The sequence below is a fragment of the Gemmatimonadota bacterium genome, assembly GCA_026706345.1.
GTDB lineage: Bacteria > JAAXHH01 > JAAXHH01 > JAAXHH01 > JAAXHH01 > JAAXHH01.
This window is the reverse complement of the sequence record JAPOYX010000023.1, coordinates 109,233-125,343: the sequence shown is the minus strand read 5'-3', so window position 1 is coordinate 125,343 and position 16,111 is coordinate 109,233. Positions and strand designations below refer to the sequence as shown.

Below are 16,111 nucleotides of genomic sequence, written 5' to 3'. Positions count from 1 at the left end.
AAATGGCTGGGCCGGTCTCCGAACGATTCCATTTGTTTCTTTTTTCTGTGCCATTGTACTAATCCTCCTGCTGCGGTGATTTAAAAAACTCGATCAGATCGTATTGGTCTTTACGAATGATCGCTCCATCAGTGTCGGTTATGGGTTCTTTAAATTTCCCCTCTTCATCTACACGGTAAACCGTTTCGACGTAGATATCGCCTTCGGTCGGAAATGAGGTTGCATAGGATCTTAGTCCATAGTACCCACCGATTTTAGACCCGTTCTTTAGTTGAAATAGAACAAATACAGGGATTCTACGCTCAAAGAAGAAATCCCATGCTGTGTCATACGGCAACTGGATCTTTGAAGCCAGCCATTTCCATTTGATTAGCCACCTGTACAAGAAGGGCCATGCTACAGGTAGTACTAGAAGAACGGTCATCAAGCCAGCGGTGTAAAGGTATGGGTGAGACTCCCAGAATCCAGTCTGGTGAATTGGGATAAGAATCGGGAAACACGCAACCAGGTTGAGACTGCTGTAAAAAAGTCCTTGAATCAGACCGGCTTTCCACTCGATTTTTCGAGCTGCAAACAGTATTCGATACACATGCATCGAAATGAGTCCAGGTACGATTAGTACAAGGAACAGTATCCAAGTGTCCAGATCGGGTACTATTTTCATGTATTAGATTCTTCTACTATTGTAGACTCGAAATCGACTCGGTGAACGGTACGAGATAGGACTAACGCGATATGATTCAGATCTATTCTAATATAGTCGTAACTGTGGATGGATTGCTTGTTTATTTTCAATTAAACACAGTCGAGTAATTGTCAAGAACCACATTGGCGTTACCTGTACATACATAAGAGTTGACACGAAACCAAATCTAGGCTTGATTCGACCCACTTCTCATGAGAATGGAATACGGCTATTGATCTGACAGAAGTCAGGTCTCCGCCAAAAACCAAATTTCATCCGCAGACAGGAGGCTTTCGTGAAACTGGCATACTACAACGACTATACCCTGGGCGTCATCGAGAACGACGCGATCATCGACGTTTCGTCCGCGGTTTCAGATACTGGTGCGTCCAGTGCCCAGGCCCAGGTCGAAGCGGTCATCAGCGGCTGGGACACTTACTGCGGTCGCATTGCCGAGGCCGCGCAGGGACAGGCCGGTACGCCGCTGTCCGCAGTGAGCTTGCGGGCGCCGTTACCGCGTCCGGGACAACTGCTTTGCCTGGCAGGGAACTACATCGAACCGGATCATCCCACCAAGGAGACCTTCAACGCTTTCCTGAAATCCAACACCTCCGTCATGGGCCAGGACGCGGTCGTGGAACTGCCCGACACGGACGCCTCGGTCTTCCACTTCGAGCCCGAACTCGCCCTCGTCATCGGCAAGCGGGCCAGCAAGCTCAGCGAGAGCGAGGCCCTGGACCACGTCTTCGGTTACACCCAGTTCATCGACGTCTCGGCCCGCGGATTGCCCGGCGGCTTCTTCCTCGGCAAGAGCTGGCACACCTTCGGCCCGATGGGCCCGGCGCTGGTCACGGCCGACGAGGTGGGCGACGCCAACGACCTGCCCGCGAAGATGTGGATCAACGACAACCTCAAGCACGACTTCTCCACCGGGGAAATGGCACGCCACCTTCCCGAAGTCCTGGCCGAAGTGACCGCTGTGGTCACCCTCGAGCCCGGCGACGTCGTCTCGACCGGCACGCACCACTACGCCTTGAGTCCCGTGCAGGACGGCGACAGCCTGCGCCTCAGTATCGACAAGTTGGGGCCGGCGCTGACCATTACCTGCGCGGATGATAAGAAGAGGACGTGGGAGCGGTAGGGGTGGCAGACGGAAATTCAAGCCGGCTGAAATAACCTTTTAGTACGTTTCGTTACGCTTCTGGTCTTCCCTTTGGTTGTAATGGATCACTATGCCCGGCCAACTATTCACTCAATACTTCCTCACCGACGGCATTAAGGAAACGGACGACTGGAATTCCTCTGCAACCCAGCCGGAAGCATTTACCGATTTCAAAGACACGATCCGACAACTGTTAGATGCTCTTTCCCAGTCCGTCGAACCCAACGAAGCCACAACCGAGCAGGACCTGATTCGCCCTATTCTGGAATCACTGGGTTGGACGGACTATTTGCCGCAGCAAGGCACGAGCGGCGGGGAGGACATCCCCGATCACCTCCTCTTCACGGACGCCGAATCAAAAGCCACAGCCGCAGCTCGCCCGAACTCGAACGATCGTTATCTCGATGCACTTCTTGTGCAGGAAAGCAAGCGTTTCGGTTTGCCGCTGGACAAGAGAGACAGTAACGACAACGAGAAAACCGGTACGCCACATGGACAGATCCTTCGATATCTTGCCACAGCAGATAGCGTTACAGACGGGCGGATCCGCTGGGGCATGCTAACCAACGGTGCAGTCTGGCGTTTGTATGACTTCCGCGCAAGACCTCGGGCAAGCGGCTACTTCGAGGTGAATCTGACCGAATTGATCCAATCGGGTGACGACGACGGCTTGCGGACCTTCCTTCTTTTGTTCCGCCGTGAGTCCTACACACTTCACGAAGGCGCGACAACGACTTTCCTTGAAGCGGCTCTGGCGGAAGGCCGCCGGTACGAGGAGCGGGTCGCCCGAGATCTTTCCGAGGTAGTCTTCGACGAGGTCTTCCCTGCCCTGGTCAATGGATTCACCAACGAATCCTCCGGGGATTTGGAAGAAATCCGCAATACTGCCCTGATCTTCCTGTACCGTCTGCTATTCGTCCTGTACGCCGAGGATCGGGGTCTGCTCCCCGTGAACGACGAGCGGTACGACGACTACGGTCTTCGCAAACGCGTCCGCGACGACATCGCAGACCGGATGTCTCAAGGCGACACCTTTTCGGGTACCGCGGCGAACTACTACAACCGCCTCGTCGAGCTGTTCCGGGTGATCGACCAAGGTGACCCCTCCATCGGATTGCCGCCGTACAATGGCGGTCTTTTCTCCCAAGACACCGCTCCGATGCTCGGAAACGTGCGACTGCCCGACGCGGTGATCGCCCCCGTCATCCATGCCATGAGCCACAGGGAGATCGACGGTACACGCCATTTCGTCAACTACCGCGACATGTCGGTGCAGCAACTTGGATCCATCTACGAACGCCTGTTGGAACGCGAGTTGGCGCAGGACGATGAAGGTGGCGTGGCTATACGGCCGAACTCCTATGCCCGCAGGGACACGGGGAGTTTCTATACGCCCCAGGAGCTCGTTGACCTCATCGTGGAACACACGCTGAAACCACTGGTGGAAGAACGGCTGAAGGCTTTCGAGGAGAAGTCAGATGCGCTCAGGAGAGATCGTCGCCCCAGGCATGCCAGGGAAGCCGCCTTGTCCAGACACGATCCCGCCGAAGCGGTCCTGGAGCTCAAGGTACTGGACCCGGCAATGGGCAGCGGCCATTTCCTGGTTACCGCGGTGGACTTCCTTTCCGATTACGTCGCCGAATTGATCGAATACGTCCCGACCGTGCCGACATGGCTGGATGGAGCGTACGAGTCGCCTCTAGTCGGCAGGATAGACCGGATACGTGGTGAAATCATACAACGCGCAGGAGAATCCAACTGGGTCATCGACGAATCTCAACTCACAGATCAGGCGATCATCCGGCGCATGGTGCTCAAGCGGTGCATCTACGGGGTCGACAAAAATCGGTTGACCGTAGAACTCGCCAAGGTGTCGCTGTGGCTGCACAGCTTCACCGTCGGGGCACCGCTGTCCTTCCTCGACCACCATCTCCGGTGGGGAGACTCGCTGATCGGGTTTCGCGTCGGAGACGTTGTTTCCGAGCTGGAGAGACTGGGCACGATGTTTACCAGTACTGTGATCGCTGCCGCAGAAGCGGCCACCAGCAGCATGAAGATGATCGAGGAAATGTCCGACTCGGACGTTTCCGAGGTGAGGGAGTCGGCTTCGCTCTTCGATCAGGTGGAGGAAACCACGGCGGACCTGCGAGGTCTGCTGGACTTCCTGACGAGCAGGCGCTGGTTGACTGCCGGATTGAAACAAAAAGAACTTGTATCTGTAGAAAGACCGTTGGCAGACACACTCGGGTGGTATCCGGGAAGCCAGTACGAATTACTGAGTCGTGGGCCGGATCAACTGGATGTTAGCGTCCCCCCAAAATCCGAAGGCTACTGGTCCCAGTTCAACGAGTTCTGGCACCAGGCAAGAGACCTCGCTGACCGCGAACGATTCCTCCACTGGGAGGCCGCATTTCCTGGTGTGTGGAAATACTGGGCGAATGTGCGCTCGGACGGCGGTTTCGACGCCATTATTGGCAACCCGCCGTGGGATCGGATCAAACTGCAGGAGGTGGAGTGGTTCGCGACCCGCGATCCCGATCTGGCCCGTGCACCCACCGCCGCAGCCCGCAGGAGGGAGATTGAACGCCTCCGCGCCGCGGGCGATCCCTTGGCGTCCGCATTCGACGAAGCGAAGGAACGAGCCGACAGCCTGGGACGACTGATTCGAGCATCGGGCGAGTATCCGCTGCTGGGAGGAGGGGACATCAACCTCTATTCGTTGTTCGTAGAACGGTCGATGAACCTAGTCAAACCCGGTGGGCTGGTTGGTCTGCTCACACCATCGGGCATCTATGCCGACAAGACCTCTGCCGCATTCTTCAAATCCTTTTCCACGAATGGCCGTATATCGGGGTTGTACGATTTCGAGAACAGACGCCTCGGCACCAGCCAACCTCCTTTCTTCCCGGACGTGGATTCCCGTTTCAAATTCTGCGCCTTCATCTTCGGTGGGGATGATCGACGATTCGACCAGACCGAATGCGCTTTCTTCCTCCACGATGCGGAGACGATTGACGATCCGGACCGTTGCTTCCCGCTGGCTCCCGACGACTTCGCGCGAGTGAACCCGAACACCGGCACCGCGCCCGTATTTCGAAACCGCCGTGACGCCGAAATCACCCGCGGTATCTATGAACGACATCCCGTACTGGTTGACCGATCTGGTGACGAGGAGTGTCGAACATGGCCGGTGAAGTATGTGCGCATGTTTGATATGACCAATGACTCGAATCTGTTCCGGACTTCCGCGCAACTTGAAGAAGATGGTTTCTATCCTGTTCAGGGAAACCGTTGGAAGCGGGGAAACAATGTATATCTACCACTATACCAAGGCCGTATGATCTGGCAATTTGACCATCGAGCTAGTTCTGTTAGAGTAAATCCTGGGAATCTTCATAACCCATATCTAAGTGACGTAGTTACTGAAGCTCAACACGCCGAAACAGATTTCTTGCCCCAGACACAGTACTGGGTTCCGTCAAACATTGTTGCGGAGATTCTGCCAACGAATTGTGGCTTCAGTTTGGGATTTCGTGACATCGCCAGATCTACAGACGCGCGAACAGTTATCGCATCGATTGTCCCCCTAGCCGGCTTCGGGAACAAAGTTCCTCTACTTGTTGAGCAGACAAGCCAGTGTAACAATTGGCCTATGTGTCAGATTGCTTTAGTATCGAATTTGAATGCGATCTGCCTGGACTACATTGCCAGGCAAAAGATCCATGGCACTAGCCTGAACTGGTACATCGTCGAACAACTTCCTTTTATTGCTCGAACCAGATACGACCTTCCACTTGGTGTTAATACGGCAGGCGATATTGTCTTAGATCATGTGCTCCGTCTGACATACACAGCCCGTGACATGACTCCGTTCGCTCGCAGACTAGGCTACGACGGACCACCCTTCATCTGGAACAAAGAGGAACGCCTGCACCTGCGGGCCCGTTTGGATGCACTCTACTTCCTTCTATATGGCCTTTCCCGGGACGACGCAGGATATGTTCTCGACACTTTTAATATCGTTCGACGAGACGATGAGCAGACCTACGGATTCTACCGTACGAAGGATTTGATCCTAGCGTATATGAATGCGTTGGAAGCCGGGGATACGGAGACGGTTGTGGCGGTGTAATCTGATTGATGTCGAATCGAAACACTTGACATTGGATCGGCCTTTCTTGCTATGATGCCGTTCGCGCCAGCGCCAGACGTCAGATCGTGTGCTCTCATACCTGTCAATCGACGACAAGGCGATTAGTCGTGAAACCCTGACCAGTCCCATACATCCTATTGCCAATTGCACTAAACTCGATCAGATGCAACCGAAGCCACCCCTTCCAGTTGCCCAACCAACGAGCATAGCCGCATCCAACAAGATGCGGGCGAATCGTCGCGTTGACACCAAGCCAGAAATCAGGCTTCGGTCGTCGCTGCACCATTGTGGACTGCGATTTCGGAAGGATTATCCCATTCGGCTATCGAATGGCAAGACGGTACATCCGGATATCGTATTCACTAAGCAGAAGATCACAATCTTCGTGGATGGCTGCTTCTGGCATTCATGCCCCGAGCACGGTACCGTCCCAAAATCCAATGAAGAATATTGGATACCGAAGTTGCTTCAAAACGTCGAAAGAGACCGAAAGACAGATGCGGGGCTACGGGCACTGGGGTGGCAAGTAATCAGGATATGGGAGCATGTCAGTACGGAAGAAGCAACGTCTGCGATTCTGAATCACATCGCCAAGGCTTGATACTTCAATTTGGAATCTGGCCGATTGCCTGAACGTCTTCTGATGAAATAGCGGTAATGAGATCATATACCCTTCCAACTTCATCCCTTCTATCTACGTAGTCCTGATAGGCTTCTAATGCGTTCTGGATGAGTTGATCATACATGACGACTCGTGCATTCAAGGCTTCAAGTGATCTACGCGAGGTCTCTTGCCCATCCGGATTATCATCCCAGTCTTTTAAAGGCCTCCCGACGACGCAGACAAACTCAAGCGGCTCGTTGATCCTATCCAGATCCCGTAGGACCTTCTTCGCACTTCTTTGGTACTTTGATATTTGTCCATAGAGATCGCTTGTATCCAATACTCTCGCAGCGCGTTTGAGTTCGATGATAACATGCTTATTACCAGTCGTAGCATAGTAGATGTCCAAACGTGCTTCTCGTTGTTCTTCAGCAAGCGATTCGTACTCCGCGTCCAAAGCGTTATAGATACGTGATTCCATGCGCTCGGTATGCGTGGCACGTTCCCACGACGGATCAAGCAACCACAGGTGCTTGTAGAGATGCTCCTGCAAAGCTCTTTCTTTCGCATTGTCGTCAGTCAGGCTCGTGAGCTTGCTAATGACTTCCAAGCGATCCTTCGCGATCTGATAGTATGCGCTCGCCTCGAGATCATCCAGTTGGTGGAAAACCTCCCCGAGCATACCAAGGTTCTCAACTGAAACTTCGTCTAGCCGATGCAACAGACTACGAAGCCTGAGACTCTCAAACGCCAAGATACCGCTAATAAACAGTTGTCTCTTCTCGCTTTCGTCGTCAATGGGCAGCCGATTGATCTTTCCAAACAATCTTTCAGCGGATCTCTTGTGATCCGGGTTCAGATTCCGATACCACTCCTTGATCTGAGCGAATTCCATCGCGACGTCTCGTCCACCCGCATTTCTCAAATCAGTCCACTCACTTTGGATTTCCTTCAGGTATTCGAGGAGTTTCGACCTCAGGGCTTCGTACCTGGGATCGTCTTCGATGATCCGCTGTCGACTGGTCGTTGCGATATCTTCTTTATCATCTAAGTCCAGGAAGTCTGCGTGTATTTCGCCGATTATGTACTTGCTGTAGACGCCCCCTTCACCGAAATCTTCGAGGACGTCTTCCTGGGCCAGCTTGTCTCGAACCATGATGACGATCTTGTTGATGCTTTCCTTCGTGTCCTGATCTTTCAACTGTCCGGCTTCCGATGCCGTGCCAATCCATCCATCGACTTCGAATGTCTCGCCATCGACTTCAATCATTCCTTGTCGCGGCGAATGGCGATCCAGGTTGGTGGCGACGGACGCGAATTCACTCCCGCGATCCCCGAACGTCCAGATGTATTGGACCTTATCATGGTATTCGCGATCTTCTATCGTAATCGGCCGTCCGTCCAGTTCGATCTCAAATCTGTGCCCTGGACCGATGATGCTGAACCTGCGGGCGAGCCTTCGCCGCAGCGCCTTGCCAGATCGATGCAGTTGGCGTTTCAAGTTGGTCAGTACGATCCTGGTACCAACATCCAGATCCACGTCTTCGGATGAAACGGGATCGGGAAAGTACTCGCCCCCGTCACCATCTTTGATCGTTTCTTCGATCTTCCCGACGTCCATCCTGAAACCATGGCGTTCTGATTCTCTGATGCTGTGGACCTCTACAGTTCTGGCGATCGAGAAGAGCGACAGCTTCCCTATGCCCTTGCGCCCCATCACTGGCCTGCGGAGTCGGGGGGTTCGCGCGCCGTTTGTTGCCTTGCGTCGCTCATATCCCACGTGCAGGTATCTTTCATTGGCATCCGCGACGGTCATCCCGTGGCCATCATCCTGTATGATGATCTTTCCGCCAGATGGATACGGATCGATTTTGATGGATACTTTCCGTGCGTCGGCGTCCCACGCGTTCGCAACCACTTCAGACAGTACCGCGGGAACGTTGCTGTAGAGGCCGAAGCCCAGATGCTTGAGGACGCTGAGGCTCAGCGTCATCCGGTATTTGCGTTCGCTGTCGTCACTCATGATGGGTCTCTAGATGGCTGACTATCGATCTGCCGATCGCTTCTCCGAGCTTCACTGGAACCGCGTTGCCGATCATCCTGGCGAGCGCATCTATGCGGACCTCTTCGACCGTCGGAACGAAGGAGTAATCTTCAGGGAAGGTCTGCAGGAGGGCGCCTTCGCGCAGGGAAATGGCACGGTCTTGCGCGGGATGGCCGAATCGACCGTTGCCGAATCCGTGGAATTGCGTCGTGATGGTAGGACCGGGTTCGTCCCACTTCATACGACCGTAGACGCTGGGGAAGGTGCGTCCAGACGCCCTGGCGTGGCAATCCGCCCGCAGGCCTTCTTCCCAGTCGCGCCACGTACCCCCGGGTTTCGAACTGCGAATCCGCTCCAGGTTCTTCATCGACAGGCCACTGGATCGGTGCATGGGATCTGCCGCCGAAGCGCCGCCTGCTTCTATCCCCTCCAGGTGCCGGATCGTATCCTCTACCGTCTGAAATTCATCTTCCGAGTGCGTTGCGGGCACCAGGTGGATCTTGCCGAGCTTTGACGCAAGCAGTACCAAACGTCTCCTGGTCTGCGGGACGCCGTATTCGGCACATCGGATCACTTTACAACTGCATTCGTAGTCTGCGTCCTCGAGGACGCGGAGGAATTCGTCGAAGACCGGGTACCGTTCCAGCCGCGATACGTTCTCCATCGTCACGATATCCGGCTCCAGCGCGGTAACCATTTCTCCGAACTTGACGAGAAGTTGCCAATCGCGTTCTCGGACTGCGGTCCTGTTGGTGTAGGAAGAGAAGGGCTGGCACGGTGCACAACCTGCGAGTATCCGAACGCATTCGTCCGGGAAGAGCGAACCTACGAAATCGGCCGAAAGTTCCGCAACGTCCCGCTCGTGAAACTTCGCTCCGACGTTCGCTTCGAAGGGGTGCCGGCAGGCGGGATCGCTGTCGATGCCGGCACATATCTGGACGTCGGCCTGCTTCATTCCAAAGGAAAGCCCGCCGGCGCCGCAGAAGAGGTCGACGGCGACCGACCGTCTGGACTTTCTCTTTGAATCGACGGTTTTCATTCGGAATGATGTATGCTCGCTGTTCGTCATGGGTCGGATGTAACCAGAACGGGGTCGTGGAGGTCATTGACCGACGTGTGAGACGACATGCCGACACGAAGGAATATAGGAAGAACTCAGTGGCCGGTCAATACGCACTTGAACTGCCTCGTGAGGACGATTTCCGTAATTCGAACGGAAGGCCGTCCTAGGACTCGGCGGTCCCTGAAGACATCGACCCATCGGATAATCGAAAGATTCGTCACAACCAAGCAAGACTCCTGGAGCGCTTGACTTATCGGTGATATATTCGTTAGTCTGGAACGGGAGCATTATCTCGAAAGGACTGGATGATATGCAGGTCGATCTACGACACGCCAAATCTCAGCTATCGAAGCTCGTGGAACTCGTTGCCCAGGGCGAAGAGGTTGTAATATGCAAATCAGGCAGGCCCTGTGTCCGGCTGGTGCCATACCAACTAGATCAGGACAAACGCAAACTCGGTGCTTGGAAGGGTAAGGTGTGGATGGCCCCCGATTTCGATGACGATCTGGAGATCATCGAGTTGTTTGAAGGTTCGAGTGTGTTTCCGAACACAGACGAGTAGGACGAAGCCGCGTGCTGTCTTTCTCTCAATATTGGTTGAGCATGCTCCGTCCAACTGGTAACCTCAGGAACTTCCCCGTTCGTCTGATCCGCTTTTGATGTGGTAGATGAGAGCGTTACCATACCACTTGTTGTCGAACTTGCGTTGGTGCGGAATAATCCATGAATGAGAATCTAAAAGACAAGATCATCAGGCTGGAAAACTCGAGTTGGCATATTGAAGAACAGATAGACGAAGGTGGCTTTGGAGTAATACACCGAGCAAAATCCGCGAAAGGAGAACGAGCGGTTGCCAAGTTCATTCCAAAATCTCCCGGGGCCGAACGGGAGCTTCTGTTCGAAAACCTAGAAGATTTACCTAATGTAGTACCGGTACTTGACCGGGGTGAATGGGGTGATAAGTGGGTTCTCATCATGCCGGAGGCGGACAAGTCGCTAAGTGACTATATAGAAGAAAAAGGCGGGCGATTCGAAGTTGAAGAAGCAAAGAAGATCTTACGAAATGTCGCAGAAGCCCTTGTAGGTCTGGTAGACGTAAAGGATAATATCGTCCATCGAGATATAAAACCATCGAACATCCTGTTGCTGAACCATACCTGGTGTCTCGCCGATTTCGGCATTTCGCGATATGCGGAGGCTACGACAGCTGTGGACACGCGCAAATACTACATGACTTGGCCTTACGCGGCTCCTGAGCAGTGGAGAAACGAACGCGCAACCAGTGCTACCGACGTTTACGCATTGGGAGTGGTAGCTTACGAGTTGCTTGCCGGGAAACGGCCCTTCCATGGGCCTCAACTGGAGGACTATCGGCATCAGCATTTGAATGTTGATCCAGAGCCACTTGAGGAAATACCCGAAAATCTCAGATCGTTGATCGTCGAATGTCTTTATAAGGTGGCCGAATCACGACCAACGCCGAAAAACATAATGCAACGATTGCAGAATGTTGCTTTGCCGGGCTCCGATGCGGCCAAGAAGCTTCAGCAGGCCAATGCCGTGGTGGTTAATCGGAGAGCCGAAGAGAGTCGACGAGAATCTATTGCGAAAACCGAAAGAGCACGTCGAATCGACCTCGCTCAAGTGGCTGAACAGTCTCTACTCCGTATAGTAAGCTCGCTTAACGAATACATTATGGAAAATGCTCCCAACGTAAACCACGCGGGGAGGTCGTGGACACTCAGTCAAGCAAAGTTAAGCATTGATTCATTGGAGTATATAGGACCTCCGTGGCGAGACCGTAACCACGACTTACCATTTGATGTCGTGTGTTTTTCGAGAGTAACCATTGATATCCCACGTGATTCCCACGGCTATGAAGGCAGGTCCCATTCGTTGTGGTATTGCGACGCCAAGGTGGCTGACGCGTACCGTTGGTTTGAGACGGCATTCATGTATTGCCCTTTGAGGCGCATATCCAGTGCACATAATCCATTTGCATTGGATCCTGAGGAAAGTGCTAGTGAAGCACTTTCCACCGTCTCGGGTACGGAATTCCAAGCTGCGTGGCCCTTTACGGCGATAGACCAAGGCAATGAGAGTAAGTTCATTGAGCAATGGATTGGGTGGTTTGGCGATGCTGCATCGGGAACGCTCTATAGTCCTAATTACATGCCTGAAAAAGATCCAGAGGGATCCTGGAGACGGCGTTAGAATTCGTTGGATCGCATATCGAACCTGCAGAAGCTAGTAACCCTCCCTCACAAACCTCGCCTTCAGATCCCCTGGAGCAGTGAAGACCCACTTTCGGCCCTGTTTTTTTACCAGAAACAACCCACGTTAAGAGTTGAACTACTAATGTACTACTAATCAATCCTAAATTAGTAATTGAGACTGTGGGATGTTGGCCGAATGAGGACGGGAGAGGAAGCTGCCTGATCACTCTGCTTCTTCTCTGTGAGGCGGCCGGACAGGTATTTGTGGATGATGCTGGACAGCAACGTCTGATAGGGTATCCCCTCTTCCCTGGCCCGCGCGTGCGCTAGATTGGGGAGCGGTCCGGACATATCCTCGTTGTTCTGAACATATAGCTCCTTCAGTGCTGCCAGATTGCCAGGGGATGTGGGGTATGCCGCCGCTGATTTCGTTATAGTACAGCGACTCCAGGGCGGCCCTTAGGGTTCGGCTTCGCAGTTAAGGGCGTAGATGCTGTGAAAGGTACGCCGCCACTCCTGGAACGCCGGATCCCTGGGAATACAGACCTGCGTACCGAAGAGGTGCAGGAATACCAGATCCCGTTCCAGGAATGTCCGCGGCAGGGGCCCCTGCAGACCGGCGTTGTCCCTGAGATCCAACGAGATCAGATGTTTCAAACTGCCCAGTTCCCCGGGCACTTCCCCGGTCAGCAAGTTCCCTTGCATCCAGATTTCGATCAAACTGGTCAACCCGCCTACCTCCGAAGGGATTTCACCGACCAGTCTATTCTGGCCGAAATAAACCCTTTCCAGCTTGTCGAGTTGCCCGATAGACGGCGGAATGGGACCGTCGAGAAAGTTGTTGCCCAGGTGAAGGTAAACAAGGTTCGCGAGCTTGCCGAAGGTAGTTGGAATCTCGCCGATCAATCGATTGTAATGAAGATCCATGACAACGAGTTTAGTCAGATCGCCCAGCGAAGACGGAATGGAGCCCGACAACTGGTTTACCTGCAGCAGCAGGCGGCGCATCTCCCGGAGATTGCCCAGTTCCGATGGAATCTCGCCAACCAGTTCATTGTTCACCAGGCCCAGTACCTCGAGATGCGTCAGGTTCCCGAGGGTTGCCGGTATGTGCCCCTTCAGCCCGTTGCGATTGAGCCAGATCGACACGACGTTTCCCGCCGAATCGACCGTTATACCGTGCCATTGATCCAGGGGCCGCTCGGTGAGCCAACCGGCATTGTCCTTCCAGTTCGGCCCGTCCGTGGCGTTGTAGAAGTCGATAAGCAGTTCACGGTCCGTTGTGACTCCGCCGACCGAGACTTCCACACTACTCGAAACCATATCCGACGTAACAGTAATACGCGTTGTGCCGTGCATATGGGCCGTCACGACGCCTTGTTCATCCACCGAGGCCACGGCAGGGTCATCGCTGGACCATACGCGTGGCGCGTCCGGAATCTCGGCGCCACCGGCATCCTCGACTACCGCCGTGACCGTCGCGGTTTCGCCGATCGAGGTCAATCGGACCGAATCGGGCGTTACGACGATCCGGCTCGGACTGCGGACTACCCTCACCGTAATGTTGGTCCGAATCTCGCCCCACGCGGCGACAATCATCGTGGTTCCATCGGATCGGGCCGTCACCAGCCCGGTGCGGTCCACGGATGCGACCGCCGTTGACGTGCTGTTCCAGATGATGGCGTAACCGGGCAGCCTGTTGCCTTCCGTGTCGAGCACGTCCGCGTTCAACTGCAGGGTCTGTCCCAAAGCGGTGAGTGTACCGGATGGAGGTGAAATGACTATCCGGGCAGGTACAGGGTCCGGAGGCCTGGTGGGTGGGGTCTCTTTTCCGCAGCCCTGCGGCAGCAACAGGACGGAGAAAAGGAAGAAGAACAGGAAATCTGACCGACAGTTCGTGCGATTCGCCATATCATGGTCACCGGTTCGAGGGTTCACGCTACCTCTACGATATGCCGGCAAAGCCATTGGCCCCGGGCGGACAGCCGGTCGTAGTGTTTCCTCGGCAGGGTTTTCTCCTCGACGGCACGAAACCACGGCGCGTGATATCCCACGCTGGTCATCGGCCGCTTCATGTCGGAGTTATTCGCCGTGCCGCCGTGCCAGCAGCGCACGTCCCGGACGATGGCCGTGTTCGCCGGCGCGCACAGGTGGTTGTTGCGCATCCACTCCGGTTCCTCGTCCAGCGAGGGGATCGGCGCGGGTGACCGGTGGGTGCCTGGAATGAATCGGATCGCGCCGTTTTCCACGGTGAAATCCACCATGGTGAAGTTGATTACGATAAAGGGTGCCGGAACATCGCTGTGGGTGACTCGCCCCTGTGGATCGTTGAAAAAGTCGGCGTTCCGATCAGAGTGCAGGTGCTGGACCTTCGCGCCGGGCAGGGAGTAGTCGCCGCCCGCGCCCGTGCAGGTGAAGTCGTCGCTCCCCCAGATCGTCTCGATAATGGGCAGGATCGTGGGCAATTCGACCAGGATGCACCATTCCCAGTTGTGCAACTGGCTTCCGAATGAATGGCGCGCATAACCCCGGTTCATGTTCTCGCGTCCAAACTGCTTTTCCTGCTCTGCCATCACGCGCTCGGCGCCGGAACGGTTCAGGGCGAATTGTTCCTCGCTCAGGGGATTCGCCACGCAGACGAATCCGTCCCGGTGGAATATCGCGGCGGCGCGTTCAACTTCGCTCGCTTCAAGTATATCGACGCTTAGCATGAGGGTTTTCTTTCGGTATATGTGTCGCCGGTATATGTGTCGCTCACGTAATCAAAAACACTCCGATTGGCCCATTCAAAGTCACGTAACCCGCTCTTAAACCGCGCAGCACATCGGCGATGCCCTATATCCGCGTAATCCGGTAACCCGGATGTCCCGGGTCGAAGAGTTCCGGCCGCAGGCGGGTACCCAGGCCCGGTCCCTCCGGCGGCTGGGCGAAACCGTTCTCGATGACGACGTTGGGTTCGATGAGCAGGTCGTAGAAGGTCCTGATGTGGGCCCGGACCGATTCCTGGATGACGACGTTGGGTACGGCGGTGGCGACGTGGATACCCGCGAAGAGGGTAAGCGGGCCGGTGCAGTCGTGCATCGCCGCCGGCACATTGTACCCCTGGGCCATCTCGGCAAGGCGGCGGGTCTCGCTGATGCCGCCCACCCAGGTGGGGTCCACCATGAGGTAGTCGGCGGCGTTCTTCTCCAGCACGTGCCGGTAGTCCTCCCGGCTGATGTACATCTCGCTCACGGCCAGCGGCACGCCCGCCTTGTCGCGGAAATCCCTGAGCGTGTCCACGTTGTCCAGGCGCATGACGTCTTCGAGCCACATCAGGTTCAGGTCCCGCACGGCCTCGGCGATGCGCAGGGCGGCGGGAAGCTGGAAGAATCCGTGTCCGTCCAGCAGGATCTCGATCCGGTCGCCCACCCGCTTACGCACCTCCTCCAGGGGCTTCACGCATTCCCGGACCGTGGCCATGGGGAGGTAGCTCCCGCCGTGGGCCCGGTACGCCCGGTCGAAGGTCCAGAACTTCATGCCCGTGTAGCCTTCCGCCACCAGTTCCTCGGCCAGGTCGCCCGCTGCGTTATGGGCTGCCCAGTTGTCTTCCAGCGGACCGGGCTTGCCGATGTCGCCGTGTCCGGGCCAACCCTGTTCGGAAGGCGCCCCCGGCGGCCGGCGTCCATAGGTGGGACCTCCGCAGCTGTTGTAGACCCGTACGGCTTCGCGGGCCCTTCCGCCCAGGAGTTGCCAGGCGGGCCGGCCGCACGCCTGGCCCAGGAGGTCCCAGAGCGCCAGGTCGACGGCGCTGAGGGCCCGCATCTCGGCGCCCCGCGAGCCGAAGGCGCTGAATCTTTCATAGAAGAACCGCCAGTGGTGCTCGATCGAACAAGGATCGCTGCCGATCAACCGGCGGGCAAGCCAGTCATGGATGACGGCGGCCACCGCGTGGGGAATGTAGTAGGTTTCGCCGTGGCCGACGATGCCGGCGTCGGTGTGGATCCGCAGCAGAATCAGCCCCGGCATGATGTCGTCGGGGATGAGGGTTTCCACGGCGGTGATCTTCAGGTCGGAACTTTCCGGGACGGAAGGGGGGTGTGGCGAAACGGCATCCAGGCCGCCGGGTACTTCGGTCATCTGCGATTCCTGTCGAAGGATGGGGGATTCCTGTACGGGTATTCGCCCTGCGCGGAGCTGCACCG

11 protein-coding genes are annotated in these 16,111 nt (G+C 55.6%); 5 read left to right on the top strand and 6 right to left on the bottom strand.

Annotated elements, in window-relative coordinates; all coding sequences use genetic code 11:
* Window positions 1-58 precede the first annotated feature (58 nt).
* Entirely contained in the window at window positions 59-664 is a 606-nt protein-coding gene (locus OXG98_02940) for a DUF6338 family protein (protein MCY3770965.1), read from the bottom strand.
* 316 nt (window positions 665-980) lie between these two features.
* Between OXG98_02940 and OXG98_02935 the strand changes: the two genes are divergently transcribed.
* From OXG98_02935 to OXG98_02925, 3 genes are all read left to right on the top strand, one after another.
* Window positions 981-1,826 carry a fumarylacetoacetate hydrolase family protein gene (locus tag OXG98_02935; protein MCY3770964.1) on the top strand — a complete coding sequence of 282 codons (846 nt, stop codon included), beginning with the start codon at window positions 981-983 and terminating at the stop codon, window positions 1,824-1,826.
* 91 nt (window positions 1,827-1,917) lie between these two features.
* A complete protein-coding gene (locus OXG98_02930) occupies window positions 1,918-5,979 on the top strand; it encodes a restriction endonuclease (GenBank protein ID MCY3770963.1) in 4,062 nt (1,353 codons plus the stop codon).
* Window positions 5,980-6,163: 184 nt separating this feature from the next.
* Window positions 6,164-6,601 carry a very short patch repair endonuclease gene (locus OXG98_02925; GenBank protein ID MCY3770962.1) on the top strand — a complete coding sequence of 146 codons (438 nt, stop codon included), beginning with the start codon at window positions 6,164-6,166 and terminating at the stop codon, window positions 6,599-6,601.
* Window positions 6,602-6,605: 4 nt separating this feature from the next.
* On the opposite strand, the gene OXG98_02920 is transcribed toward OXG98_02925, so the two are convergent.
* The gene (locus tag OXG98_02920; GenBank protein MCY3770961.1) at window positions 6,606-8,627 is read right to left on the bottom strand and encodes an ATP-binding protein; all 2,022 of its coding nucleotides are present in this window, start codon (window positions 8,625-8,627) and stop codon (window positions 6,606-6,608) included.
* Window positions 8,620-9,687, bottom strand: coding sequence for a DNA cytosine methyltransferase (locus tag OXG98_02915; GenBank protein ID MCY3770960.1), 1,068 nt, complete (start codon window positions 9,685-9,687; stop codon window positions 8,620-8,622). The genes OXG98_02920 and OXG98_02915 overlap by 8 nt, the downstream gene beginning before the upstream one ends.
* Before the next feature lie 334 nt (window positions 9,688-10,021).
* Between OXG98_02915 and OXG98_02910 the strand changes: the two genes are divergently transcribed.
* Together OXG98_02910 and OXG98_02905 are read left to right on the top strand one after the other, a co-directional pair.
* The gene (locus OXG98_02910; GenBank protein MCY3770959.1) at window positions 10,022-10,273 is read left to right on the top strand and encodes a type II toxin-antitoxin system prevent-host-death family antitoxin; all 252 of its coding nucleotides are present in this window, start codon (window positions 10,022-10,024) and stop codon (window positions 10,271-10,273) included.
* 161 nt (window positions 10,274-10,434) lie between these two features.
* Window positions 10,435-11,925, top strand: coding sequence for a serine/threonine-protein kinase (locus OXG98_02905; protein ID MCY3770958.1), 1,491 nt, complete (start codon window positions 10,435-10,437; stop codon window positions 11,923-11,925).
* A 461-nt stretch (window positions 11,926-12,386) separates the two neighbouring features.
* Here the strand turns inward: OXG98_02905 and OXG98_02900 are convergent, their stop codons facing one another.
* The 3 genes from OXG98_02900 to OXG98_02890 form a co-directional block, all read right to left on the bottom strand.
* Window positions 12,387-13,838 carry an Ig-like domain-containing protein gene (locus OXG98_02900; protein ID MCY3770957.1) on the bottom strand — a complete coding sequence of 484 codons (1,452 nt, stop codon included), beginning with the start codon at window positions 13,836-13,838 and terminating at the stop codon, window positions 12,387-12,389.
* Window positions 13,839-13,861: 23 nt separating this feature from the next.
* Window positions 13,862-14,638, bottom strand: coding sequence for a phytanoyl-CoA dioxygenase family protein (locus OXG98_02895; GenBank protein ID MCY3770956.1), 777 nt, complete (start codon window positions 14,636-14,638; stop codon window positions 13,862-13,864).
* 124 nt (window positions 14,639-14,762) lie between these two features.
* A complete protein-coding gene (locus tag OXG98_02890; protein ID MCY3770955.1) occupies window positions 14,763-16,046 on the bottom strand; it encodes a mandelate racemase/muconate lactonizing enzyme family protein in 1,284 nt (427 codons plus the stop codon).
* Between the last annotated feature and the right edge of the window lie 65 nt (window positions 16,047-16,111).

Excerpts from the sequence above, each read along its gene's own strand:
- OXG98_02910 (MCY3770959.1), top strand. The coding sequence starts at position 10,022 with ATGCAGGTCGATCTACGACACGCCAAATCTCAGCTATCGAAGCTCGTG.
- OXG98_02895 (MCY3770956.1), bottom strand. The coding sequence starts at position 14,638 with ATGCTAAGCGTCGATATACTTGAAGCGAGCGAAGTTGAACGCGCCGCC.
- OXG98_02940 (MCY3770965.1), bottom strand. The coding sequence starts at position 664 with ATGAAAATAGTACCCGATCTGGACACTTGGATACTGTTCCTTGTACTA.
- OXG98_02930 (MCY3770963.1), top strand. The coding sequence starts at position 1,918 with ATGCCCGGCCAACTATTCACTCAATACTTCCTCACCGACGGCATTAAG.
- OXG98_02890 (MCY3770955.1), bottom strand. The coding sequence starts at position 16,046 with ATGACCGAAGTACCCGGCGGCCTGGATGCCGTTTCGCCACACCCCCCT.
- OXG98_02925 (MCY3770962.1), top strand. The coding sequence starts at position 6,164 with ATGCAACCGAAGCCACCCCTTCCAGTTGCCCAACCAACGAGCATAGCC.
- OXG98_02915 (MCY3770960.1), bottom strand. The coding sequence starts at position 9,687 with ATGAAAACCGTCGATTCAAAGAGAAAGTCCAGACGGTCGGTCGCCGTC.
- OXG98_02900 (MCY3770957.1), bottom strand. The coding sequence starts at position 13,838 with ATGGCGAATCGCACGAACTGTCGGTCAGATTTCCTGTTCTTCTTCCTT.
- OXG98_02920 (MCY3770961.1), bottom strand. The coding sequence starts at position 8,627 with ATGAGTGACGACAGCGAACGCAAATACCGGATGACGCTGAGCCTCAGC.
- OXG98_02905 (MCY3770958.1), top strand. The coding sequence starts at position 10,435 with ATGAATGAGAATCTAAAAGACAAGATCATCAGGCTGGAAAACTCGAGT.